This window comes from Lysinibacillus sp. NPDC096382, assembly GCF_044762845.1.
GTDB lineage: Bacteria > Bacillota > Bacilli > Bacillales_A > Planococcaceae > Lysinibacillus.
On the sequence record NZ_JBIWFC010000003.1, the window covers coordinates 26,172 to 48,879 of the forward strand.

39 protein-coding genes are annotated in these 22,708 nt (G+C 35.7%); 35 read left to right on the top strand and 4 right to left on the bottom strand.

Annotation, left to right across the window (positions count from 1 at the left end):
- Nucleotides 1–229: 229 nt before the first annotated feature.
- Complete coding sequence (lepA, locus tag ACIQZA_RS06300) at nucleotides 230–2,056, top strand: translation elongation factor 4 (protein ID WP_142508919.1); 1,827 nt, start codon at nucleotides 230–232, stop codon at nucleotides 2,054–2,056.
- A gap of 105 nt (nucleotides 2,057–2,161) precedes the next feature.
- Here lepA and ACIQZA_RS06305 read toward each other — a convergent pair whose 3' ends face one another.
- The 3 genes from ACIQZA_RS06305 to ACIQZA_RS06315 all read right to left on the bottom strand — a co-directional run bounded on the left by ACIQZA_RS06305 (nucleotide 2,162) and on the right by ACIQZA_RS06315 (nucleotide 4,312).
- Nucleotides 2,162–3,334: a tyrosine-type recombinase/integrase gene (locus ACIQZA_RS06305; protein ID WP_402881155.1), complete on the bottom strand. Its 1,173-nt coding sequence runs from the start codon at nucleotides 3,332–3,334 to the stop codon at nucleotides 2,162–2,164.
- A 79-nt stretch (nucleotides 3,335–3,413) separates the two neighbouring features.
- Nucleotides 3,414–3,866, bottom strand: coding sequence for an ImmA/IrrE family metallo-endopeptidase (locus ACIQZA_RS06310; RefSeq protein ID WP_402881152.1), 453 nt, complete (start codon nucleotides 3,864–3,866; stop codon nucleotides 3,414–3,416).
- 17 nt (nucleotides 3,867–3,883) lie between these two features.
- The gene (locus tag ACIQZA_RS06315) at nucleotides 3,884–4,312 is read right to left on the bottom strand and encodes a helix-turn-helix domain-containing protein (protein ID WP_402881149.1); all 429 of its coding nucleotides are present in this window, start codon (nucleotides 4,310–4,312) and stop codon (nucleotides 3,884–3,886) included.
- A gap of 389 nt (nucleotides 4,313–4,701) precedes the next feature.
- On the opposite strand from ACIQZA_RS06315, the gene ACIQZA_RS06320 reads away from it, so the two are divergent.
- The 3 genes from ACIQZA_RS06320 to ACIQZA_RS06330 all read left to right on the top strand — a co-directional run bounded on the left by ACIQZA_RS06320 (nucleotide 4,702) and on the right by ACIQZA_RS06330 (nucleotide 5,538).
- A complete protein-coding gene (locus ACIQZA_RS06320; RefSeq protein WP_402881146.1) occupies nucleotides 4,702–4,884 on the top strand; it encodes a helix-turn-helix domain-containing protein in 183 nt (60 codons plus the stop codon).
- 18 nt (nucleotides 4,885–4,902) lie between these two features.
- The gene (locus ACIQZA_RS06325; protein WP_402881143.1) at nucleotides 4,903–5,118 is read left to right on the top strand and encodes a helix-turn-helix domain-containing protein; all 216 of its coding nucleotides are present in this window, start codon (nucleotides 4,903–4,905) and stop codon (nucleotides 5,116–5,118) included.
- Between the two features lie 192 nt (nucleotides 5,119–5,310).
- Nucleotides 5,311–5,538, top strand: a complete 228-nt coding sequence (locus ACIQZA_RS06330; protein WP_402881140.1) for a hypothetical protein — start codon at nucleotides 5,311–5,313, stop codon at nucleotides 5,536–5,538.
- Nucleotides 5,539–5,540: 2 nt separating this feature from the next.
- On the opposite strand, the gene ACIQZA_RS06335 is transcribed toward ACIQZA_RS06330, so the two are convergent.
- The gene (locus ACIQZA_RS06335; protein ID WP_402881137.1) at nucleotides 5,541–5,753 is read right to left on the bottom strand and encodes a YozE family protein; all 213 of its coding nucleotides are present in this window, start codon (nucleotides 5,751–5,753) and stop codon (nucleotides 5,541–5,543) included.
- Nucleotides 5,754–5,814: 61 nt separating this feature from the next.
- Between ACIQZA_RS06335 and ACIQZA_RS06340 the strand changes: the two genes are divergently transcribed.
- From ACIQZA_RS06340 to ACIQZA_RS06490, 31 genes are all read left to right on the top strand, one after another.
- Complete coding sequence (locus tag ACIQZA_RS06340; RefSeq protein ID WP_402881135.1) at nucleotides 5,815–6,309, top strand: hypothetical protein; 495 nt, start codon at nucleotides 5,815–5,817, stop codon at nucleotides 6,307–6,309.
- A gap of 107 nt (nucleotides 6,310–6,416) precedes the next feature.
- On the top strand, nucleotides 6,417–6,689 hold the full coding sequence (locus ACIQZA_RS06345; RefSeq protein WP_402881132.1) for an AbrB/MazE/SpoVT family DNA-binding domain-containing protein: 273 nt from the start codon (nucleotides 6,417–6,419) through the stop codon (nucleotides 6,687–6,689).
- Between the two features lie 8 nt (nucleotides 6,690–6,697).
- Complete coding sequence (locus ACIQZA_RS06350) at nucleotides 6,698–6,880, top strand: hypothetical protein (protein WP_402881129.1); 183 nt, start codon at nucleotides 6,698–6,700, stop codon at nucleotides 6,878–6,880.
- Nucleotides 6,877–7,809, top strand: coding sequence for a hypothetical protein (locus tag ACIQZA_RS06355; protein WP_402881126.1), 933 nt, complete (start codon nucleotides 6,877–6,879; stop codon nucleotides 7,807–7,809). The genes ACIQZA_RS06350 and ACIQZA_RS06355 overlap by 4 nt, the downstream gene beginning before the upstream one ends.
- Nucleotides 7,810–7,820: 11 nt before the next feature.
- Nucleotides 7,821–8,408 carry a host-nuclease inhibitor Gam family protein gene (locus ACIQZA_RS06360; protein WP_402881123.1) on the top strand — a complete coding sequence of 196 codons (588 nt, stop codon included), beginning with the start codon at nucleotides 7,821–7,823 and terminating at the stop codon, nucleotides 8,406–8,408.
- Between the two features lie 9 nt (nucleotides 8,409–8,417).
- The gene (locus tag ACIQZA_RS06365) at nucleotides 8,418–8,603 is read left to right on the top strand and encodes a hypothetical protein (RefSeq protein ID WP_402881120.1); all 186 of its coding nucleotides are present in this window, start codon (nucleotides 8,418–8,420) and stop codon (nucleotides 8,601–8,603) included.
- Between the two features lie 31 nt (nucleotides 8,604–8,634).
- Nucleotides 8,635–9,333, top strand: coding sequence for an AAA family ATPase (locus ACIQZA_RS06370; protein ID WP_402881117.1), 699 nt, complete (start codon nucleotides 8,635–8,637; stop codon nucleotides 9,331–9,333).
- 2 nt (nucleotides 9,334–9,335) lie between these two features.
- Nucleotides 9,336–9,818 (top strand): DUF669 domain-containing protein, encoded by a 483-nt coding sequence (locus ACIQZA_RS06375; RefSeq protein ID WP_402881115.1) that lies wholly within the window; start codon nucleotides 9,336–9,338, stop codon nucleotides 9,816–9,818.
- A 77-nt stretch (nucleotides 9,819–9,895) separates the two neighbouring features.
- Nucleotides 9,896–10,054 carry a hypothetical protein gene (locus ACIQZA_RS06380; RefSeq protein WP_402881113.1) on the top strand — a complete coding sequence of 53 codons (159 nt, stop codon included), beginning with the start codon at nucleotides 9,896–9,898 and terminating at the stop codon, nucleotides 10,052–10,054.
- 243 nt (nucleotides 10,055–10,297) lie between these two features.
- Nucleotides 10,298–12,670 carry a phage/plasmid primase, P4 family gene (locus ACIQZA_RS06385; protein ID WP_402881111.1) on the top strand — a complete coding sequence of 791 codons (2,373 nt, stop codon included), beginning with the start codon at nucleotides 10,298–10,300 and terminating at the stop codon, nucleotides 12,668–12,670.
- A 329-nt stretch (nucleotides 12,671–12,999) separates the two neighbouring features.
- Nucleotides 13,000–13,218: a hypothetical protein gene (locus ACIQZA_RS06390; protein WP_402881109.1), complete on the top strand. Its 219-nt coding sequence runs from the start codon at nucleotides 13,000–13,002 to the stop codon at nucleotides 13,216–13,218.
- Complete coding sequence (locus tag ACIQZA_RS06395) at nucleotides 13,218–13,643, top strand: hypothetical protein (RefSeq protein ID WP_402881107.1); 426 nt, start codon at nucleotides 13,218–13,220, stop codon at nucleotides 13,641–13,643. The genes ACIQZA_RS06390 and ACIQZA_RS06395 overlap by 1 nt, the downstream gene beginning before the upstream one ends.
- 109 nt (nucleotides 13,644–13,752) lie before the next feature.
- Nucleotides 13,753–14,160, top strand: a complete 408-nt coding sequence (locus ACIQZA_RS06400) for a YopX family protein (protein ID WP_402881104.1) — start codon at nucleotides 13,753–13,755, stop codon at nucleotides 14,158–14,160.
- Nucleotides 14,157–14,594 carry an ASCH domain-containing protein gene (locus tag ACIQZA_RS06405; RefSeq protein ID WP_402881102.1) on the top strand — a complete coding sequence of 146 codons (438 nt, stop codon included), beginning with the start codon at nucleotides 14,157–14,159 and terminating at the stop codon, nucleotides 14,592–14,594. The genes ACIQZA_RS06400 and ACIQZA_RS06405 overlap by 4 nt, the downstream gene beginning before the upstream one ends.
- A complete protein-coding gene (locus ACIQZA_RS06410; protein WP_402881100.1) occupies nucleotides 14,591–15,130 on the top strand; it encodes an ERCC4 domain-containing protein in 540 nt (179 codons plus the stop codon). Before ACIQZA_RS06405 ends, ACIQZA_RS06410 begins: the two co-directional genes overlap by 4 nt.
- A gap of 5 nt (nucleotides 15,131–15,135) precedes the next feature.
- A complete protein-coding gene (locus ACIQZA_RS06415; protein WP_402881098.1) occupies nucleotides 15,136–15,372 on the top strand; it encodes a hypothetical protein in 237 nt (78 codons plus the stop codon).
- Nucleotides 15,353–15,733: a hypothetical protein gene (locus ACIQZA_RS06420; RefSeq protein WP_402881097.1), complete on the top strand. Its 381-nt coding sequence runs from the start codon at nucleotides 15,353–15,355 to the stop codon at nucleotides 15,731–15,733. Before ACIQZA_RS06415 ends, ACIQZA_RS06420 begins: the two co-directional genes overlap by 20 nt.
- Complete coding sequence (locus ACIQZA_RS06425) at nucleotides 15,730–16,095, top strand: hypothetical protein (RefSeq protein WP_402881096.1); 366 nt, start codon at nucleotides 15,730–15,732, stop codon at nucleotides 16,093–16,095. The genes ACIQZA_RS06420 and ACIQZA_RS06425 overlap by 4 nt, the downstream gene beginning before the upstream one ends.
- A complete protein-coding gene (locus ACIQZA_RS06430; RefSeq protein WP_402881094.1) occupies nucleotides 16,082–16,612 on the top strand; it encodes a nucleoside triphosphate pyrophosphohydrolase family protein in 531 nt (176 codons plus the stop codon). Before ACIQZA_RS06425 ends, ACIQZA_RS06430 begins: the two co-directional genes overlap by 14 nt.
- Nucleotides 16,609–16,803 carry a hypothetical protein gene (locus tag ACIQZA_RS06435; protein ID WP_402881093.1) on the top strand — a complete coding sequence of 65 codons (195 nt, stop codon included), beginning with the start codon at nucleotides 16,609–16,611 and terminating at the stop codon, nucleotides 16,801–16,803. Before ACIQZA_RS06430 ends, ACIQZA_RS06435 begins: the two co-directional genes overlap by 4 nt.
- A gap of 13 nt (nucleotides 16,804–16,816) precedes the next feature.
- Nucleotides 16,817–17,128, top strand: coding sequence for a hypothetical protein (locus tag ACIQZA_RS06440; RefSeq protein WP_402881091.1), 312 nt, complete (start codon nucleotides 16,817–16,819; stop codon nucleotides 17,126–17,128).
- 206 nt (nucleotides 17,129–17,334) lie between these two features.
- Complete coding sequence (locus ACIQZA_RS06445; protein ID WP_402881089.1) at nucleotides 17,335–17,733, top strand: hypothetical protein; 399 nt, start codon at nucleotides 17,335–17,337, stop codon at nucleotides 17,731–17,733.
- A 254-nt stretch (nucleotides 17,734–17,987) separates the two neighbouring features.
- Nucleotides 17,988–18,155 carry a hypothetical protein gene (locus ACIQZA_RS06450; RefSeq protein WP_402881088.1) on the top strand — a complete coding sequence of 56 codons (168 nt, stop codon included), beginning with the start codon at nucleotides 17,988–17,990 and terminating at the stop codon, nucleotides 18,153–18,155.
- Nucleotides 18,156–18,171: 16 nt separating this feature from the next.
- Nucleotides 18,172–18,375 (top strand): hypothetical protein, encoded by a 204-nt coding sequence (locus ACIQZA_RS06455; RefSeq protein WP_402881087.1) that lies wholly within the window; start codon nucleotides 18,172–18,174, stop codon nucleotides 18,373–18,375.
- A gap of 205 nt (nucleotides 18,376–18,580) precedes the next feature.
- Nucleotides 18,581–18,763: a hypothetical protein gene (locus ACIQZA_RS06460; protein ID WP_402881084.1), complete on the top strand. Its 183-nt coding sequence runs from the start codon at nucleotides 18,581–18,583 to the stop codon at nucleotides 18,761–18,763.
- Between the two features lie 113 nt (nucleotides 18,764–18,876).
- Nucleotides 18,877–19,218 (top strand): hypothetical protein, encoded by a 342-nt coding sequence (locus ACIQZA_RS06465; protein ID WP_402881082.1) that lies wholly within the window; start codon nucleotides 18,877–18,879, stop codon nucleotides 19,216–19,218.
- A gap of 14 nt (nucleotides 19,219–19,232) precedes the next feature.
- Nucleotides 19,233–19,496, top strand: coding sequence for a hypothetical protein (locus ACIQZA_RS06470; RefSeq protein ID WP_402881079.1), 264 nt, complete (start codon nucleotides 19,233–19,235; stop codon nucleotides 19,494–19,496).
- A gap of 156 nt (nucleotides 19,497–19,652) precedes the next feature.
- Entirely contained in the window at nucleotides 19,653–19,973 is a 321-nt protein-coding gene (locus ACIQZA_RS06475) for a hypothetical protein (protein ID WP_402881076.1), read from the top strand.
- Nucleotides 19,966–20,346, top strand: a complete 381-nt coding sequence (locus ACIQZA_RS06480; RefSeq protein ID WP_402881074.1) for an HNH endonuclease — start codon at nucleotides 19,966–19,968, stop codon at nucleotides 20,344–20,346. Before ACIQZA_RS06475 ends, ACIQZA_RS06480 begins: the two co-directional genes overlap by 8 nt.
- Nucleotides 20,347–20,476: 130 nt before the next feature.
- Complete coding sequence (locus tag ACIQZA_RS06485) at nucleotides 20,477–20,995, top strand: phage terminase small subunit P27 family (RefSeq protein WP_402881071.1); 519 nt, start codon at nucleotides 20,477–20,479, stop codon at nucleotides 20,993–20,995.
- Nucleotides 20,992–22,695: a terminase large subunit gene (locus ACIQZA_RS06490; RefSeq protein ID WP_402881068.1), complete on the top strand. Its 1,704-nt coding sequence runs from the start codon at nucleotides 20,992–20,994 to the stop codon at nucleotides 22,693–22,695. The genes ACIQZA_RS06485 and ACIQZA_RS06490 overlap by 4 nt, the downstream gene beginning before the upstream one ends.
- Nucleotides 22,696–22,708 lie beyond the last annotated feature (13 nt).

Consider the following 22,708-nt stretch of genomic DNA (forward strand, 5'->3'; position numbering starts at 1 on the left):
TTTTAGTAATAGCCAGTGTGCACCATTTCTAGGTGTAGCTGGCTATTTTTTATGAAAGGTATAGGAAATTATTTTTAGCAACTTATTATCTTTTTTGCATTGTTTTGCAGAGGAAACGGTACACTATTTAGAATAACCATTGATTTAACAGCATTTATGCTGTTCTGTTGTTGTGGTTTGTATAAGGTTCATAGTATAATTCATTATAGTTTAATTAGGAGTGGAAAAGATGAACCGAGAAGCACGTTTAAAAAGACAAGAGAATATACGAAATTTCTCTATTATTGCACATATTGACCACGGGAAATCAACGCTAGCTGACCGTATTTTAGAGCAAACGAAATCACTAACATCTCGTGAAATGAAAGCACAGCTACTCGACTCAATGGATTTAGAGCGTGAGCGAGGCATTACGATTAAATTAAATGCAGTCCAATTAAAGTATGAAGCTAAAGATGGTGAAGTGTATATATTCCATTTAATCGACACACCAGGGCACGTCGATTTCACATATGAAGTATCACGTAGTCTAGCTGCTTGTGAGGGTGCAATTTTAGTTGTCGATGCAGCACAAGGTATTGAAGCACAAACACTAGCAAATGTATACTTAGCGCTTGATAACGACCTAGAAATTTTACCTGTTATCAATAAAATTGATTTACCAGCAGCAGATCCAGAACGTGTACGTCAAGAAGTTGAAGACGTAATAGGGTTAGATGCTTCTGAAGCGGTTTTAGCTTCTGCTAAAGCCGGTATCGGGATTGAAGATATTTTAGAACAAATTGTAGAGAAAGTGCCTGCACCGACGGGTGATCCGGAAGCACCGTTACAAGCCCTTATTTTTGACTCTGTTTACGATGCTTACAAAGGTGTTATTATTTCCATTCGAATCATGAATGGTACAGTAAAACCTGGCGATAAAATTCGTATGATGGCTACTGGAGCAGAATTTGAAGTTATTGAAGTTGGTATACACACACCGAAAGTTGTACCACAAGCTGAATTAACAGTCGGTGACGTAGGTTATTTAACAGCGTCTATTAAAAATGTAGGTGATACTCGTGTGGGGGATACAGTTACATTTGCGAATCGCCCAGCAGATGGGCCATTAGCAGGTTATCGTCGTTTAAATCCAATGGTATACTGCGGATTATATCCAATCGATACAGCGAAATATAATGATTTACGTGAAGCGTTAGAAAAATTAGAACTTAATGACTCTGCACTTCAATATGAGCCAGAGACATCACAAGCATTAGGATTTGGTTTCCGCTGTGGCTTCTTAGGGCTTTTACACATGGAAATCATTCAAGAGCGTATTGAGCGTGAGTTTAACATTGATCTAATCACAACAGCGCCTTCTGTAATTTACAATGTTCAAATGACGGATGGCTCTACAGTGAAGGTTGACAACCCTTCATTTATGCCAGATCCTCAAAAAATTGATTATGTGGAAGAACCATATGTAAAAGCTACAATTATGGTACCAAACGATTATGTAGGAGCTGTTATGGAGCTTTGTCAATTAAAGCGCGGTAATTTTATGACAATGGATTATATTGATACAACACGTGTCAGCATTATTTATGAAATGCCGTTATCAGAAATCGTTTATGACTTCTTTGATTATTTAAAATCAAATACGAAGGGCTATGCTTCATTTGACTATGAACTCATTGGTTATCAGACTTCAAAACTAGTGAAGATGGATATCTTATTAAATGGTGAGCAAGTCGATGCACTAAGCTTCATCGTACACCGTGACTTTGCATACGAGCGCGGTAAAGTCATCGTTGAAAAATTAAAAGAATTAATCCCACGTCAACAATTTGAAGTGCCAATTCAAGCAGCAGTTGGCCAAAAAATTGTGGCACGCTCAACAATTAAAGCTATGCGTAAAAACGTATTAGCGAAATGTTACGGTGGGGATATTTCTCGTAAACGAAAACTTCTTGATAAACAAAAAGAAGGTAAAAAACGTATGAAACAAGTAGGTTCAGTCGAAGTACCACAAGAAGCATTCATGGCTGTTCTGAAGATGGATGATTCGAAGTAATATAGTAATGGTAAGGGTTTATGGCGTATCTAGTTAATTTATAAAAGGGTTAAATGGTGGGGTTCCCCACCAATTCCCCACCATAAAAAAATACGTTAGCAATTTTTATATATCTTGAGCGAATGAATCAAAGATGTTCGCAGCATCTCTGGCCATTTTCTCAGTGAGGTGGACATAGCGATCTTCTGTTACTGCAGCTCTGCTATGTCCCAATCTTTTTTGTACAGTTTTAATAGGTGTACCATTTTCTATTAATGTTGTTGCATGTGTGTGACGCAATGAATGATAGTTAAAACTGATGTTTAATGTTTCACTAATTTTCCTAGTATTATATTTGATGACACTTGGCGTACAGTGTTCGCCATTTTCTTTTTTACATACATAATCATGTTCTGTATCCTGTTTATAAAACTCACCGAACTTTAAACGATTTTCAAGTTGTCTTCTTTTTGCACGTCTTAGGATTTCAGTTAGAGCATTACCAAATGGAAGTGTTCGATAACCAGCCTTTGATTTCGGTGGCCTAGGTTGCCACTGAATTTTTTTATTTTCATCTTTGATACCGACTAGTTGCTGCTCAATTTCTAATGTCATTTCCTCGAAATTTATATGTTTCCATTCAAGCCCGCAAACTTCTCCTACACGTACACCGCAATGTAAGCCGATGTGAAATGGTAAATAAAAAGGGTGATCCTCATTTAAAACACTATTAATACGTCGTAAGTTTTCTTTTGATTGAATTTTTAATTCTTCACGAGTAGGTTTTCTACTTTTGTCTTTCATTAACTCTACATAATGCATAGGGTTTTCTTTGATATATTTGTACGGATATACAGCGTGATTTAAAGATTTGCTTAAGATACCTACAATTATGCTTAATGTTTGACGAGCATATCCCTCACGTGTCTTTAAATTGATAAATTGTTGTAACACGTGGGTGGTTAAAGACTTTACTTTGTATTTACCTAAGTGAGGTAAGATGTGATTATTTATTACCCCTTCATAGTTGTAATACGTATTTGGTTCTAATTTAAGATCCACGTATTCCTCCATCCAAAACCTTAAAAAGTCTTGTAATGTAATCTCTTGAGGTTTAAATACTGTTCCGGCATTTTCGTACTCTAAAATCTTTCTTCGTAATATTGCTTCTGCTTCTGCTTTTGTATGAGCTCCTTCAGCTGTTGCCGAATACTCTGGACGAACACGCTTGCCCTCCACAATTCCCATATCAAAGTAGTAGTACCAGGTGTTTCCGCGTTTGCGAACTCCGCCTTTCATGTCTTTTCTCCTTCCTTATTTTGTTTTTCTGTTATCTTCACATAATAACCACCACCTTTAATGGGAATGTTTGTTCTTTTTAAGGTAAAATTTTTTTACCACCTATGTTTTTTAAAGACAATAGTTCGATTGGAACACCTTTTTCTTTAATTGCATCATAGATGGTAAAACATGAATAATTATCTTGCTCCAAAAATAGTTCGTCAGGTAATAACAATTCAACTGCAAATGTATTAGCTTCGATTTCTATTTTATCTGTAGAAAAAAGAGTGTGTTTTTTCAAAAAAGAAGTATTGATATCCTCATGTTGAACGTAGTGACCTAATTCATGAGCACAAATAAAAATCTGTAATTTCCTATCAGCATTTTCATTAATGTGAATCATAGGTACTCTAAAATGCTTATTATAGTATCCGAGCGCATTCCCTAAAGGTTCAAACACAATAAGTACACCCATGTACTCAGCAAGCTTAAAAGGGTCGTTAGTTCCGTATTTTTTAATTAACTGATTAACAATCGACTTTATTGACATGGCATCCAACACTCCCATTAATCTCTATATTTTTTTGGGGTGAATTTCTGTTTTGCTACACGTTTAGCTAGTCTTAACGAATTTTCCAAACTTGATAATAATAATTCTCTATCTTCTAATTCTTCTTCGCTTAATTCGTCTAGGGTTCTACCATCAAAAGAAGCATGACCACTTTTAGATAAACCTTCAATCATTCTATGGAGTTCTTTTTGTATATCTTGTTCATCTTTTTCAGTTAAATCGAAATAACGTTTTTTATCAGTACGCCCAAGTAAATAATCAGTACTAACATCAAAATAGTCTGCTACCTTCTCTAGTGTTTCTGATTTCGGGCTTTGTGTTTTCCATTTATAAAAAGCATTTTCGCTAAATCCTAGTTTTTGAGCAACAAATTTCAAGTTTTCTCCACGTTGTTCAGATAATTCTTTTACTCTATCGAACAGCATAATATCAACCTTTCTGGCTGCTTAGAGAAAATAAAATATACTTTTGGATATTTTTTAGTTGCAATAAGTATCCAATTGTATTATTATGTTCACATAAGCTAAATTATTAGCTAAAAGAGTACAAAAAATACGACCTATTTAAACACATTTTGACGTTGGGGAACGGAATAAATGTAATGTTTACAGGCTTTTCAAAGTCTTATTTAGCTATGCTTAAATAGTATACTATTGGATACTTAGTGTCAATACAATTAGCTAATTATTTAGCTTACATTTTCGTTAATTTTTGTAAATGCGCTGTGGTACCGAGCCAATGACGGTATAAACCATTCGGATTCATAGCTTGTATGACGGTAGCAACGTCAAGGTTTTTAGAAGGAGGTTAGGTTATGTCAGAAGATTTAGGAGTGCAAGTTCGCGCTGAATTATTTAAACGAAAAATGAATCAGAAAGAGCTTGCTGATCTAGTAGGGATTTCGAATGCATATCTTTCGGACATTATTCGTGGCCGTAAGGATGGCCCAAAAGCTCAGGAACATATAAAACACATTCGCAAGATTTTGTGTATTTAGGCAAAGAGGTGAACTATTTTGAATGAACTTTTAGAAGTTGCGGAGGTAGCTAAAAGACTTAAATGCAATAAAAATAAAGTATACGAGCTTATTAAAAGTGGTATGTTGCAAGGTCTTAAATTAGGTCGAATGAAAGTTTCGACTATAGAGCTAGATAACTTTATGGTGCGAAATACAGGCAAGGATTTAACAGATCCATATGATGTAAAAATACTAGAAAGTCAGGTGAACTAAATGAAAATCAAAGTAGCAGTGTGGAACGCGATGTCGGATAAGGATAAACAAGCTGCTTTAAATAAGCGAGCGAGAGGTGAACGCAATGAACATTAATCAAGTACCAGTTGAACTAGTTAGTGAAGCATTAAATAAAGCTGTATCAGCACGTCAGAAGTAAATCTATCAAACTATGAAAGGAGAGTGAAGAGTGTGGAGGACAAAGATGTATTTGCCAATTTAAAGCAAGCGTTTGAACAAGCTGTTGAATATGCAGTAGCAAATGGTATGGGTGAATGCGAAGTAGGAGAGATACGACGCTCAGAACTGTTAAAGGCAGTTGTGAACGAAGCATCCCTAAGATTAAAAGAAAGAAATGTGCCATACCAAGATGGTATTGCAGATGTTGTTACTGGTAGAAAGAAGTATCTAGAACGTTAGTGTTATTTTTGGGTGCTATCATAGAACATTTTGAATGAGTATTCGAAAACTCTAATAAAGCTATCAGAAGTGTTGTGTCGTTCTAAGTATTCAATAATAGTTTGGTAATCTTTAACGTTTGGAAAATCTTTATCTTCTAAAATGTCAGTAGCAATATCGCCAATAGGCAAATCTACACCTACAAACTTAATAATCCATTCTTTGAATGTCAACACTATGTATCACCTACCTTTCTACCAATAGTTTAACAGAAAGGAAATATAAGGAGGAATAAATATGCAAGCAGTTTTAAACGTAAAAGGTACAAAGTTATCGGTTCTATCAATTCATTATCGTACGAATGGAAAGCCTTCCACAGTCTATGCAGCAGATGAGAATGGACGTGAATCACTATTTATCGAAAAGGTTCAAAGTCAATACGATGACCGTCCTCATGTTGCCGTGGAAAACTTGAGTGAATTACTTGAATATCCGGAACTAGAAGCAAGAATTGTGGAAGGCAATAACAAGCTGATTAAGCATTTGGAGGATATGCAAAAGGAGGAAAATAACAAACTATTAGACATTGCAATAGATGCGATGGAAAGTGAACCAAACTTACCGTTTGATAGCCATCTATCAAGTAAACAACGTGAATACAAGCTTCTACAACAGCGAGTATTTGGCATCATCGACACAGTAGAAGAGGTCAAAGCATACACGGAGGGTTATTACGCAGATGTCGATGAAGAAGCATTTGAAGCGCAAAGCAGTAATCCAGCAATTGAATAAATTAGGCATCCACTGTATTGAAGGACAACCGTTAGAAGATGCCTTGTATACCACTTTATTAAAAATACTGGCGCGTAAACGTGCTAAAAACTAGGAGGAATTTAATTATGAAATCAACAGGTATTGTTCGTAAAGTAGATGAATTAGGTCGTGTGGTAGTTCCAAAAGAATTGCGTCGCACATTAGGGATTAATGAAGGAGATCCAGTAGAATTCTTTGCGAGTGGTGAACAGGTGATTATCAAAAAATACGTGGCTCATATGACGTGTGCTGTTACTGGTGAAGTCTCTGACGATAATTTCAGTTTACTAGGTGGCAAATTGGTTCTAAGTCTAGAGGGTGCGAAAAAGTTAATTGCTGAAATTGAGCGATCTAAGTAGGTGATTCCATGCGTATAGGCCACACACACGCTGATGTATATGACAGAGAATCGGATTACTGGCAAGACATCGAAGACGTTCAGAATGCTCAATTAGAGGCAGAAAAAAACTCGTCAAAGGCGGCAACCAATGGCGAGCGCAAAAATTTTATAAATGACACTGGTATTGTACCACAGGAGGATGCGAAATGACAAAGACGAAAAATGAGCGTATCACAGCATTAGAAGATACAGTAGCAATGCAATCGGAAGAAATTAGTAAATTAAAGCTAATTGTTCATGAATTACGTGGCAAGAAATCGGTTGAGCTTTCCACAACTAATACTGTGGAGGACATCATCGAACTTGAAGGTGATAAATATCGCAAGGTTGATCGTGAAGCAAAACATGGTGATGTCATTATGTATTCGGAAGTCGGTGAGGATTGGTCGTGCATTACACCTAACAAGCCTTATAAAGTTTATCAAGCGGAAGGTCCAATCAGGTTATTGTTTACTAGGGATAGCGGAAGAACTTGTAGAGTTTATGGTGACGATTTAACTTTAAATGGTTTGAAGTCTAAAAACATTAATGTATACGAACTTATCAAATCCAAACCACTAACACCAAATCAACAACGTGCTGCAATTATTGAAAAAGCGAAGAAGTTTGTAGAAAAATACAACGCTGTTCGAGCTGGGAACAAGACTCGAAAAAATGAGGGTAACACAACTGCAACTCAACATTATTACGAAACGGACTTCTTTGTAAAAGAGCAAAAAGTAACAGCAGTTGTTTACTGGTTATTATATGGTGAGATACGAATTAAAGAATCAAGAGAAGTAGGTCGTGCTGAATGTAATCCAACAGACGTATTCAACGAACATATCGGCAAAGCAATTGCACTAGGACGAGCGCTAGGTCTAGATGTTAGTGAGTTTGAACAGGCGGTGCAGCCAACTAAGGTATTGGCTGGCATGCAAGTACAATTTTATGATCACGATGGCAAAGATATTGGTATCGCTGAAGTAGAAAGTGTTGTTGAAGCAAATTACTGCCATTGTGGGAAATGGGGTTCAACGCATTTCGAACCAAATAAAACAAACGATAGAATCACCAACGACACTAACGCTAAATACTAGGAGGGGAAATAATGCAAACTGCTAACCAACTAGAATATCTAGATGAACAATTGCAAGAAGAAACAGTTCAATTAACAAATGAACAAGTTTCTGACCAATACAAGATTGATAACTTAGATAGTCTTGATTGGGCATTCCGTAAAATCGCTTCATATCGGGATGATTTATCAGAACAAGAAGCATTAGCAATATCACAAATCAAAAAAATAACAAAATGGATTGAAGGGGAACGGACTAAAGCTGAACGAAACATCAGTTTTTTTGAGTATCTTATAACAGAATATCACTCTAGCATTCTAACTGATAATCCTAAAAAGAAATCGATCAGTACACCAAATGGTAAAGTGCAATCGACAACTCGAAACCCTTCAATCGTTAAACCCGAAAAAGATGGCCTTCCACAGTTGATTGAGTACGCAGAGCAAAATGACTTCAATAAATTTGTAGAAGTTAACAAGGAACTGAAATGGAGTGAATTTAAAAAAGAACTACAACTCAAAGAGTTAGATGGCAAACAGGTTGTAGTTGATAGTAACGGTCAAATTGTTCCGAATGTACCGATTTCTGAAGGAGGTACAACATTTAAAGTCACAACATAGGAGGTAACTATGCATCGTTACACAAAAGGCATCATTGAAATTCAACAAAAAATATTTACTCAAACAAGTCAACGTACAGATGCACATTTCGAAATCGGTAAAGGTGCATTATTCGTTCCGGAGTTTGCAGAATTGAAACGAGAAAACGTCATTTACGCTGCATCAATCATGGAGTTGCATATGCGTTCATTATAAGGAAGAAACACAGAAAAGGAGTGTGGAAGGCTTGCAAATAACAAATGGTGCTCAAATCACTCGCAGTCATAAAGCCAAAGTGATTATGTATTCAAAGCCTGGTGACGGTAAAACAACCGTTGCTGGACTATTACCAGGAAAAACATTAGTGCTGGATATAGATGGTACGAGCCAAGTCCTTGAAGGTTATGAAAATGTAGATGTAGCGAAGATTGATAGTGAAAACCCACATGATAGCATTCTTCAATTTTACGCATTGGCTAAAGCTAACATTAACAATTACGACAATATTTTCATTGATAATCTAACACATTATCAAAAGTTATGGCTGCTTAAAAAAGGCGAGAACACTAAGAGCGGGATGCCTGAAATAAAAGATTACGCATTGCTGGATAATCACTTATTGAAATTGGTTGAAGTGTTTAACTCACTTGATGCAAATGTAATTTTTACGGCATGGGAAACAACGCGATCTATCACTCATGATGATGGTCAGCAATACAATCAATTCGTTCCTGATATTCGCGAGAAAATTGTAAATCACATCATGGGAATATCACATGTAGTTGCTCGATTAGTACGGAAAGCAGATGGTACAAGGGGTTTCATGCTTGAAGGCAATCAAAGCATTTTTGCTAAAAACCACTTAGACAATCGTAAAGGTTGTGTACAAGAAGAATTATTAAATATCGGCAGTACGCATTCCACAGATAATAAGGAGGAAAAATAATTATGTCATTCAAAATTAATTTCGATTCAGAAAACGTATCAACTGGAGATTTTCAATTAGTAGCAGAGGGTAAATATGAAGCTTCTATTATAAATGCAGAGGCTAAAGAGTGGCAAGGTCAATATTCAATAGGATTTGATGTTGAAATTCGCTCAGATGTTGAACAAAAGCATCAAGGAGCAAAAGTTCTTTATAATACACTTTATTTAAGCAGCACTAACCCTGAATACGCGGAAAATACGGAAAAGAAAAGAAATTCATTCTTAGTAGCTTGCGGTTATAGTGGTAAGCAAAGTCTTGATTTAGATGAAGTGGTTAAAAATATTATAGGAAAATCTGTATTAGTGTATATCAAGCATGTGGAGGATAAAAACGATAAGGAGCGTAAATATCCACGCGTTTCATTTGTTGCTGAATCAAAAGTGAATCCACCACAACCAAGTGGACCACCAATAACTGTTGGAAGTGATGATCTTCCATTCTAATAAAACTAAATAGAGAGGTCTGTTTTTGGCGGACTTCTCTTTTTTATACCCAAATTTGATAGTTTAGGAGTGATTTTATGAAAAAAGGTAGTACATTTCATGCACCTATAAAAGTATTAAGGGTCAAGAGTGGTATTCCTACATCAATTGAAGTTAATGGTGTGAAATACTCATTAGCTCATCAAAATAATCATGGTCGTATCACTGCTGCTAAACAAAAACAAAGTGGTGAATAAGTAAGAAATAAAAAAAGCACTCGGTTAGAAACCAAGCGCTAGTTTTACGATAGTCCAAAGGATTTTCCAAAGTACCACCGCTGCTTCTCGAGAAATTTCGGCTTCAAAGCTTACTTTTACTCTCATAGCAGACCACCCACTCACAATTGATAAGGTGGAATCCACCTTTCGATTGGTTAGTTGGGTAGGTTGATTACTATATTAAACATTTTTTCATATTTTGTAAATACTTGGAGGGCGACAATGAAAGAACATTATGATTTTAATAGTATACCGTCAGAGCTTAAAGCCCTTCCTCAGTGGATATTGTGGAGGGCAGAAGAAAAAAGCGGACGGTATACAAAAATACCGTATCAAGTAGATGGGAACGAAGCACGTTCGAATGACCGCCGTACATGGTCTACATTTGCGACAGCAGCTAAGTTTTATACAGAATCTGATGCAAACGGCATTGGCTTTGTATTTAGTAGGCAAGACAAGTATATCGGCATTGATATTGATAAATGTATTACGTACAGTGCTGATGATACTGAAAAAGCAAACCCTATAATTAACACCTTTGCTCAAGAAATTATAGACACATTAGACAGCTATACAGAGTTTAGCGTTAGTGGTACAGGAATTCACATCATCATCAAGGGTAGCCTTCCACAATCAATAGTAGGTACTGGACGTAAAAGCGTTAAGCATGGGCTAGAGATTTACCAATATGGACGCTACTTCACAATGACTGGTAACCGTGAAAACTCAAACGAAATTTATGAACGTACGGAAGAAGTAGCAGAGATCTTAGAAAAATATTTTGATGATAGTGATGTACAGGGACGTGTAAACCTAGCCGAGTTCGAAAGAGATGAAATCAAACTTTCTAATGATGCATTGTGGGAAAGAATGTTCCGTTCGAAAAGTGGAGACGAAATCCAAGCACTGTTTAACGGAAATTTAAAAAATGATGATCATTCTTCTAGTGATTTAGCTTTGTGTAATCACTTAGCTTTTTGGACTGGGAAAAGTGCTTCAAGAATGGATTCAATGTTTAGAGAAACATCCTTGATGCGTGATAAATGGGACAGAATCCATTTTAGTGATACTGGTGAAACGTATGGTGAAAGAACGATTGCTATGGCTATTTCTTCTACAACAACAACTGTACTAGACCACAAGCATGAAGAAGAGTATGCAGAATTCGATGTTTCTTTCAATGTTGATGCAGTGGTAGTAGATGAAGAAGAAAAACCGAAAAAGAAATTCCGACTTAATGAATTAGGAAACGCCGAACGGATCGCACATGAGTATGGCCATGCTATTCGCTATGTTTCTGAAATGGGTTGGATGTTATGGGACGGCAAACGGTGGAAATACGATAACAAATTACAAATTGAGCGTATTGCTAACAAGGTACTACGTGATTTAGAAAGGTCGGATGATGAAATGGAGCGTTCCTGGGCTCGTAAATGTGGTAAACGAAATATTCGTATGAACAGTATTAAGGACTTAATGCCATTAGTTCCGGCAGAGCGTGAAGAATTTGACTGTCATAAATTTTTATTTAACTGTACCAATGGTGTTTTAAATCTTAGAGACGGCAAGCTGCAGCAGCATGATAGAGATTTAAGATTATCAAAAATATCAAGTGTAGCATTTGATGAAAAAGCAACATGTCCTATTTGGTTAAATTTCCTTCAACAAATTTTTAAAGGTGACAACGATCTCATTGATTACATGCAGCGATTAGTTGGTTACAGCATGACTGGAGACATAAGTGAGCAAGGTATGTATTTCCTTGTAGGCGGTGGTAGTAATGGTAAATCAACATTTATCAATATTATTAAATCGCTCATGGGTGATTATGGACTTCAAACTAAATCTGACACGTTTATTAAAAAGAAAAATGATGGCGCTAATAACGATATTGCTAGATTAGCAAGTGCTAGATTTGTATCGGCCGTGGAATCAGAAGAGGGAGAAAAATTACAGGAATCACTTGTTAAAACAATAACAGGTGGTGAACCGATATTGGCCCGATTCTTACGACAAGAATTCTTTGAATTTATTCCGGAATTTAAAGTTTTCTTCACAACAAACCATAAACCGATTATTGGTGGCGTTGATGAAGGTATTTGGCGAAGAGTAAAAATCATTCCTTTCACTTTGAATTTAAAACCACATGAGCGAGATAAAAAACTTGAAGAAAAATTATCGCTCGAGATGTCAGGGATTCTAAATTGGGCTTTGGAAGGTTGCTTGAAGTGGCAGCAGTCAGGGTTAAAAGAACCTAAAATTGTGGTAGATGCAACAGGTAATTACAAAGAGGAAATGGATATTCTTGCTCCGTTCCTAGATGAAATTTGTTATATAGATGAACCGAAAAATGAAACGATTCGCATTGAAGCACAAGAATTATACAAAGTCTACGATAGATGGTGTCTTAATTCTGGCGAACGTCAAATTGGAAATCGTAGTTTTTATCGAATGCTCGAAACGAAAGGTTTCGGAAAAATGAAAGGTACTGGTAACAAAACGTTTTTGACAGGAATTACCTTGAATGAACGAAAACCAGTTAGTGAAGGGGTTACCGAAAATGATAAAACAGGTGGTTTTAAGGTTACTTACTAACTGTTTTGCACGTTAAATAACTTTCAGTAACTTTTCAGAAATTCAGTCGTACCAAGGGTTTAAGAGTTGTTTTTTACTACTTTAGTTATTTTAGTTATTTGTTTTTAGGTTAATTTAAAAAACAAATAAATATATAAGTATATATATAGAGCAGTAACACCCAAACGTGATAACGATACTAACTTTTTAGTAGTAAAAATATATTCAAACCCTTGTGGCTGTAAGGTTTAGGTGGTAGTTATTTAAATAACTATAGGGTTATTTTAGCCCGTTTTTCGTTATTTTGTGGGCTTTTAGAAATAACTCGGTAACTAGGAGGAAACAAAAAAATGGTTGATGAATTTATTCGAAATAAAATCGTAAAAAGTCCAGGTGCTCAATTAACACAAAATGAAGTGTATGAGAAATACAAGAAATATTGTTATGAAAATGGTGAAAAACCAGAAACTAAAATTTGGTTTGGTAGAAAAATGAATATATTTGATTTTTCATCAAAACAGGTCTCTAAAAATGAACGGCTTTATTTTGACTTCTTGGTGATAGATTGATGGTTTTATATATTCTTTCGCAAATTTGGAAAAGTGGAGCTGAAATATATCGTGATAAATCGGATGGTAGATTGTCGCTAAAAAATGCGAAGTTGGTTCCAGAGGAAGTGTTAAAAGCAACTGATCCGATTTTCAACGAAATAGAAAAATGGTTTAAATCATGGGAAGGTGCCGATGGAATCAATCAAACAATGCGGAAGATGGTCCATCAAGCTTGTGGATGGCAGCACAACCCAAAGTTGAATGAATGGATATGCGAGGACGTTGATTCATTGATGTTGTTCATGGAGTGGCAAGAAACATTGACTAAAAACGGATGGAACAACATTTATGAAGACTATCGACATTATGAAAATGAAGCTTCAAATGTCATGAAGAAAAAATTACACGAAAGTGCAGTTTTATATGCTAATCAAAATAAGTGATTTACAGCCGTTTTAAGCCGTTTTATAAGTATGGTGATAAATATATCAAACTTTAAAATAGAACGCGTGTACGGTGCTGATAATAGGCAAAAACGAGGAGGTTAAGAGAATGAGAGAGATTAAGTTTCGTGCATGGTGGAGCAACATTGGAGAAATGGAATACTTTGATACAGTAGCGTTTTTAAATTTTGAAGATGGTACTTTAATTTATCAAAAACATCCAGAAGAAGAAACTTGTACAGATGAGATATCAGATGGATTCGAATTAATGCAATACACAGGCTCGAAGGACGCAAACGGTGTTGAGATTTATGAAGGCGATATTTTACAAAGTGTTAACGACGAAACGTATATGTCCGTTGTCAAGTATTGTACTGAAGGCGTTGGTAGCTGTGGTTGTTGTTACGATGAATTCGAAGGTACTGGATTCAAAGCGAAAGATTTACGATTTAAAGAATCAGTAGTTGTCGGCAACATTTACGAAAATCCTGAATTGCTAGGTGGTGCTGTTGAATGAAGGCAATAACAATTAAACAACCATGGGCAACATTGATTGCTTTAGGTGAAAAACAATTCGAAACACGTTCATGGCAAACGAAACATCGTGGTCCAATCGCCATTCATGCAGGTAAGTCGATTGATAAGGAGGCTTGTGATGATTCTTGGATTAAATCTACTTTAGCTGAACATGGTATTAAGTCATATAAAGACCTTCCAACAGGAGTGGTTCTTGCAACAGCTGAATTAGTAGATTGCTATAAAGTTGAAGCTACCATAGGTCATGCGTCAGTATTATCCAAAGGAAAAACTGTTAATGGTTTAGAGGTTGCTTTTGGTGATTATACAGAAGGTCGTTACGCATGGGAATTAACAAATGTACAAGTGTTACCTATTCCTGTACAAGCTAAAGGACAATTGAGCTTATGGGAATGGAATGGTGATTCACAATGATTCACTACCATTACACGGACACAGAACTAAATAAAATCCTAAAAACACTCACAATTGTGGTTGATACTCGGGAAAAAGTGAACCAGCACATTTTAGACTATTTTCGAAAACACGACATTCCAATTAAATTCAAAAAATTAGATTATGGAGATTATTCAGCGATGATTCCTAAAAATGAGGAATTAGGAATTGTTCGTGATATTTATTTAAACAGCGCAGTTGAACGAAAAAACAGCGTTGATGAAATATGCGGTAACTTACAAAAAGATACACAGGCAGCATTTGAAAATGAACTGATTCGCTCGCAAAAAGGTAAGTTCGTCATATTTGTAGAAGATCCGCAATTTGACGAAAATATTGCTAATCACAACTATCGTAGTAGGTATGACAAGAAAGCATTGAAAGGACGTTTAGAATCATTCCAAGCAAAATACAATTTCGAAATTAGACCAATGAGCAAATTAATGATTGGTCATAATATTTATCATCGTTTCTTGCAACAGGCGAGATACTACTTGAAAGCTGGGGTGTTTTGATTATCGTGAACATGCGCAATGGGATTCCTATTGTTCAGTCGGTGAAAAGTAAGAAACCACAGAATAGATTGTGGAGGGCCATACCCAATCCGTTTACACGTTATATCGAAATGGCAATGATCATTAATGGATGCGAAGCAAGTGTCGTTATGCCTTACAAATTAGAATGGGTGCAACAGTATATCGAAGAAGGCTGGCATACCAAGAAAGTGTGGGATATAAATGAACGCAGATATGGTTGAGAAACGAATTAAGATATTGAAACAAATAGATGTTCTTTTACCGAAATGTGATTGTCTATCAGCAGTGGAATCTGAATCATGTTCAAACTGCATAGAAATTGCTTTTCACGGTCAAAAACTACTCAGATTAGTAAACAAACGAAAGTCTAATAAATTCATTGATTTAGATGATGTTGTACCCGTTAAAAATTCAAAAGTTCAATTAACAAAGCAGCAATATCTGAAGTTTAAAAGTGCTGATAAAACAGATAAGGAAATTGCTAAAATGTGTGGCGTATCTCCAGGAACAATTAAGAACTGGAAAATAGCAAATAACATTGTAACTGAGCGTGTAATAAGAAGGAGTTATAAAGCGAAATGACAATTGAAGAACAAATCTTAGGAAATCCAGTATTAAGAGAAGTTAACGGATTATTAAAATCAAAAAGAGCGAAAGAAGTACTAGCAAATCAAACTGCAAAAGGTTTGGCTAAGTACGGAACAACTGTAAATCCTGACGACTATTCACCTTCCGAATGGATTAATCACGCAATTGAAGAAGGGATGGACATGCTTGTCTATTGCACAACTTTGAAAATGAAGGTGCTTTACTTAGGATTGAAGGAATCGGGTTTAATGGTTAGTTACTTGGAAGATGAAATTAAAACAATCGTTTCAAAAATTGAAAGAATAATAAAGTTCAAAGGAATTTTAGAAGGAGCTATTAAAAATGAATCTAAATAAATTTCAAGAGTTATCAAAGCGTACAATGCCGTTTAAAGGTGAGCCGAAAAACAATATTGAATATGAAAATGGCTTAACAAATTACGCTATGGGATTGATTGGTGAGTGTGCAGAAGTATTGAGTGCTGTTAATGATCGTGAAGCAATTCTTAAGGAATTAGGTGATGTTTCGCATTACGCTTTTGGGATTTTAACTTTCTTAGGTGAAGCATATGACAGTGAGTCACTACCTAACTACTTTGTGGAAGGCTCAAAGGAAAAGCTAATCAATAAAATCATCATCTTATCAGGTGAAATTTCAGAACAAGTTAAGAAGTTCGTGTTTCATCGTCATGAATTGAATTCATCTAAAGTGAAAATGGCATTAAAAATGTTAATTAAGAATTTAATTGAATTGGCTAAGTTTTACGATTCTTCACTTGAAGAAATTTGCGAAATGAACATCGATAAATTGAAAATGCGTTATCCGGAAAACTTCAATGTTGAGGATAGTAAAAAGCGAGTAGATGTATCATGAAAATTCCATGGCATAAACGGATTTACGCATTATACAAAGGTGAACGGTTTATTGCAGAAGGAACGATACGAGAGATTAGTAGAGAAACAGGTAAAACGATTGATTTCCTTAGATACATGACGTATCCGATTTATGAAAAGCGAAGTATAAACGGTAAACATCGATTGAAAATGATTTCGTTAGATGATTGAAAGGAGAAGTGACATGACAGAAAAGGGATTTGAAAGTTTCCTAGAAAAATATGAAGACGAAATTCAATTATCTGCTGAACGTGCAGGAATAAGTGTTGAAGCCTTTAAAGATAAATTAAGAGTTATCTATGTAGTTGTAGAAGAGTTTGTTGATACTGTATGGAGAATTATAAAAGAGTTTTTGACAAATATAGATTTCGAAAAAATGGAACGGAAGATTGGGCAAAGACTGCATTTATACAAGTTGGATTTGAAAAGACCAATAATCAAAAATCAAGTAATTGATAGGAAACCTCAACATCTCATCAAGAAAATAATTTATTGAGTTAATTACTCAGTATCGCAAAGGATAATAAGGATGAAAAAAAGAGCCATCTCTTTAAAAAGAAATGGCTAAATAGTAATCAAAGGATGAAGACAAATCGTCAAGCGAATATGTCTAACACTACTATAAATATGTTGTAATTTTAGTTTTGTATAGTTGAATAACCTGGAAATTGAGTAAATAAACAAACAAGGTAGGTGCTGCACATGTATGAATGGTTGAAGGATTATCGAAAGCTTGAAGAACAAATTACTTACCTTGAATACAATCTTGATAAAACAAAACGTGAATTATCACGTTGGGAAAATGTAAATGACTTAGGTAAGTACAAGCTTGAAGCTAAATCATTAGGTGCAAATGTAGAAGAAAAGATTGAAGCAATCGAATACGAATTGGCCCATAGATTAAATGACCTTTATGATTTAAAGAGGCTTATTAGTACATTCGAAGGCCTTGAATATAAAATACTTTATCGCAAGCATGTGGAAGGCAAGACGCTCGAAACGATTGCCTGTGAATTAAATTACAGTACAAACTACATTAAGATGAAACACGCTAACATTATGCGTATGATGCAATACGCTAATAAAGTATCATCTAAGTAATGTATTAAAATAGTACCTTACTATCTAGTGGCTGAATCTATTGAAAATCCGTTATATGATAGTAGTATCAAAAAGCGCACGGAAATGCGTAAACAAATTACCTTACAAAATAAACAAGTTCGCTTGTACGTGTATTTCGCAAACAAGCATGAGAGGCTACTAAATTGGTAGTCTCTTTTTATATGTATCAGATTTGTATTATTGGCGTATCTTACCTTTTATCCTATGATAATAGTAGAAGGGAGGTATGTATAATGAATAATCAAGTTGGATTGAGTGAAAGAGAAATTGAAGGATATCTTAATCAAACTTCATTGAAAGATGAAGACAAGGAAATAATTAAAAACTTATTTGTAGCTAATAACAAGGCTCTTTGGGAAAAGAACCCTTTAAAAGATGCAATGAGTGCTAAAAAATTTTAAATGGTAGGTGTTATCAATGGCAGAACTGGAAGAAGTATTCGATGATTTACATGAACTTTTTGTAAAGAACGTTGAGAAAACTGGGGAGGCATCAACAACGGTTTTTGCTGCACTACTTACCTTGGTTAAGTTGTTAGAAAGCAAAGGTGTTATTGAATACGATGAGTATATAATAAAGTTAAAAGAAGACTTGCAAGAAAGTTTAAAAGATAGCGAATAGCAAATACATAGAAGGTCACACTCACAATGAGTTGTGGCTTTTTATTATGCCTTGAAGACTGTATATCCTATCGACCATCAAGTAATCGTAGGCGTTAATCGCGGGGTTATGAATAGGATGTGCAGTCTTGAAGATATAAAGTCGAAAGCTAAACAGACTATAAAAGCTAATGAGCAAATCATTATAAATTGTGGAGGACAGAGAAATGACAGAAGAACAATACAAGAAAACATTTACTTATCAACATAACGAATTGATGATTGCTTTCTACGATTTTCTTTGCGCCTTATTTTCTAATTGGAATGGGGTGTATCGACAAGTATCTCAATTACGAACTAAAGCAATAGACAAAGCCAAGCAAGACTACGAAGAATGTGTGGATGAATGAACAATGATTGAATTTGGTTTGTTCCTAACTAAGTGGGTAACGGTTCCGATTTTAATTATTTTCATGATTTCTCTTTTTATTTATAAACGAAAACGATAACGGAGGTATGAACAATGAAGATTGGTTATAGATGCATGGACAATCCTGCTCATTCATTTAAGTCTAAAAGTAAACACATGGATGGTGTGCGATGTCCTATTTGTCAATGTCAAGTGTTACCAACGGGTATGAATGAAGATGAGTACATTCAATTACCTTATTACCAAGACTTGAAGAAGCAATGCACAGACTCTAAAAAGGAATCTGATTTAAAACGTTTAGAGAGTATTAAATCATTTGGTAGATATACAAGTACGAATCCAAGTGGTCCAGGTGAAATCATTAGCTGTGTTCTTAAAGAAGATTTCGATTGGTTAGTGGAACAACTTGAAAGACGAATGAACAAAGGTTTATGAAAGGGGAATGAACAATGGCAAAGGTTGAAGGAATCACAATTGATGTAGGTATAGGTGATAAAACTAAATTAAGGTTACGAGCAATCGAAAAGCATGTAGGAGCATTGGCTGATGAGTTAGATAGGATTGATAACATGAAAGAGTGCCTAACATGTGGTTCTTATAAAACAGTAACAGAGACTTTAACAGATATAGAAGCTCGTAAAGCCATTAGTGTAATTGTAAAATGTTCTGATTGTAATCATGAATGGCCAACACGATTAGAGGGTAGCGATTAACTTGAATAGATTTTGGATTTCACTTTTCGAATCCACAAATCAAATTCGAAATCTAAATTACGATTTGTAAATCTTTATTTGAATTGAATATGAAAATAAAACCAAAAGAATATTAACAGATATTAATGGAGCTCGAGATGAAAGGTGATGAGTAACATGGAACCAATCTACGCAAGGTGTGACAAGTCATGCAATCAAAGCTTCTATGTTAAACACTTCAAAGAAGACAAGCTGCATAACACTATCGAGAAGACATACTTCAACTGTCCTAATTGCGGACAAGAGTATGTCTGTTTTTATACAGACGAAGAAGCAAGGAAGCTACAGAAGAAGCAACGTGAACTACAGCGTAAGCTAAAGTGGGTGACTGATGCTGATGAAGTGAAGGCGCTACTGATAGAGCAAGATAAGCTTCGTGCTACTACGAAGGAACGCATGGATGCAATTAAACAAAAGGTTGAACAGCAACATGAATAGCAAACCTTTACGTCCGTGTAACAAGCCAGGATGTCCTAACTTAACTAATGGCGGTTATTGTGAACAGCACAAGACAACTAAAGCCGATAACAACCGTTACTACGATAAGTATCAACGTAACAAGAAGCACGATCGCTTCTATCATTCAGCTTCTTGGATCAAATGCCGTGACTATATCAAGATTCGAGATAACGGATTGTGTCAGCATTGCCTAAATGAAAAGAGAATTACAGTTGGAGTTTTAGTTGACCATATCATTCCATTATCTATGGATTGGAATAAAAGATTAGACGAAGATAATTTGCAGCTGCTCTGCACTGGTTGTCACAACAAAAAAACAAACGAAGATATACAGAAATACGGAAGAAAATAGGATAGCCCCCCCTCCTTTTCACTTTAGTTCGTTAAAGCGTCCTACACCGACTGTCCGTTTTCTGCGCAGAAAAACCCGTTTTTGAATATTTTTTCAGAAGACCTAGATTAATTGAAAGTGAGGTGATAGTATGGCAGGTCGAAATAAGCAGCCATTGCAGGTGATTCTAGGGAATGGACGATCTAAACATTTAACAAAAGATGATATAAAAAAGCGTCAAAAACATGAAGAAAAGATGCGTGGACCGACTGAAAACATTGAAATTCCATCGTATTTAACAGCAACACAAAAGAAGGAATTTGCAGAGATTGCTGAAAAGTTAGTAGCACTTGAAATTTTCAGCGAGCTTGATGTGGATTCTTTAGCTAGGTATCTGGACTCGAAACACCAGTACTTACAGTTGGTGAAAGATATAAGAAAAATCAAACCAACTGAGACAATCGAACAGGAAAACGGCAAGAAGATCACGATTGCTAATGAAGATTATCCAAAGCTACAACGTAGCAAAAATACATTGTTTAATGAATGTCGTTCCGCAGCTACTGATCTTGGACTTACTATTACATCTCGTTTGAAGTTAGTCATCCCCACACCCTCATCTGTGGAAGGCAAAAGCGAGGCTCAGAAGCGGTTCGGTGATAGGGTATGAATTGGGTTTTAGAACGGGTTTTTAATTACTGCGATGATATTTTAAATGGGAAAATCAAAGCAAGTATTAAGCATAAATGGGCAGTACAACGCTTCTTAAAAGATTACGAGGATTGTCAAAATGAAGACAGTCCTTTTTATTTTGACGAAGAAGTAGCAGAAGATTTTTATTGGTGGGCCAATGAATTCGAACACGTTGAAGGAGTCTTAGCTGGTCATAAAGTAGAACTAACGGATTTTCAATTATTTATTTCGGTAAATATTTTTTGTTTCAAAAAGAAACGTAATGGAGCACGTCGTTTTCGTAAAGTTTATATCCAACTTGCTCGTAAAAATGCCAAGTCGCAGTTTTTAGCAATTGTTGGTTCATACATCGCTTTCCTTGGTGACGAGAAGCAGCGTATGTACATTGCTGGATGGCAGAAAGACCAATCAGATGAAGTATATATTGCTGTTCGAGATGGGATAAATTCAAGTGAATTATTGGATGGTAGATGGAAAGAAGCTTATGGGAAAATTGAAGTCTTAAAAAATAGCTCTGTTATCGTTCCATTATCAAGAGAAACACGTAAAACAGGTGACGGTAAAAACCCATCTGTTGGGATAGTTGATGAGTACCACATACATGAAACTTCAGAAATATACGATGTTTTGCTATCAGGGATGGTTGCTCGTAAAGAACCATTAATGTTCGTTATTACAACAGCTGGTTTCGATTTAAGTCGGCCATGTTTCGTTGAATATGAATATGTATCACGTATTTTAAATCCTGATGATGATACAGAGAACGATGATTATTTCGGTATCATTTGTGAATTAGATCCAGGTGATGACATAAAGGATGAGAGTAATTGGATTAAAGCAAATCCTATTGTAGCTACTTATGAAGAAGGACTTACTTCCATTCGTTCAGATTTAAAGACAGCCCTTGATGTTCCAGAAAAGATGAGGTCGTTTTTAACAAAGACTATGAATATATGGGTGGACATGAAAGAAGGAGGATACATTCCTGCGAACAAATGGAAAGCTGGTGAAATAGAAGCCTTCGAAATGACTGGTCGTGATGTATTTATTGGAGTCGATTTATCTAAGAAAATTGACTTAACTTCTGTTGGATATGTGTTTCCTACCGATTATGGCTATCATGTTGGGCAACATTCTTTCATGCCTGAAGAAGCACTAGCGGAGCGTAGAGCAAAAGATAAAGTGCCATATGATGTCTGGATAGAAGAAGGTTGGTTAGATGTTACACCTGGCGCTGTAGTGGATTATAGCTTTGTAGAGCAATGGATTATGGATTTCATCAATAACAATGAATTGAATGTAATTCTATTTTGCTACGATCCATACGGAGCAACACAGTTTGCTCAAAACATGCAAAATTATGGATTAACAATTGTGGAAGTCCGGCAAGGTTTTCCTACGTTATCTGAGCCTACAAAAGAATTTCGAGATTATGTGTATCAGAACAACGAAAGTCAAAAGAAAATCACTCATGTTGGTGACAAGGTGTTATCTTGGGCTGTCGGGAATGCGATAGCTGAAATGGCAGCAAACGAGAGCATTAAACTTTCAAAATCAAAGTCTAGGGAGCGAATTGACCCGATTGCTGCAATAATTACAGCATTTGTACAGGCAAGATTTTCGACACATGAAAGTGGAGATGGGAATATCAGTTTCATTTCTATTCATGATTTATAAGAGGGAGGTGAGG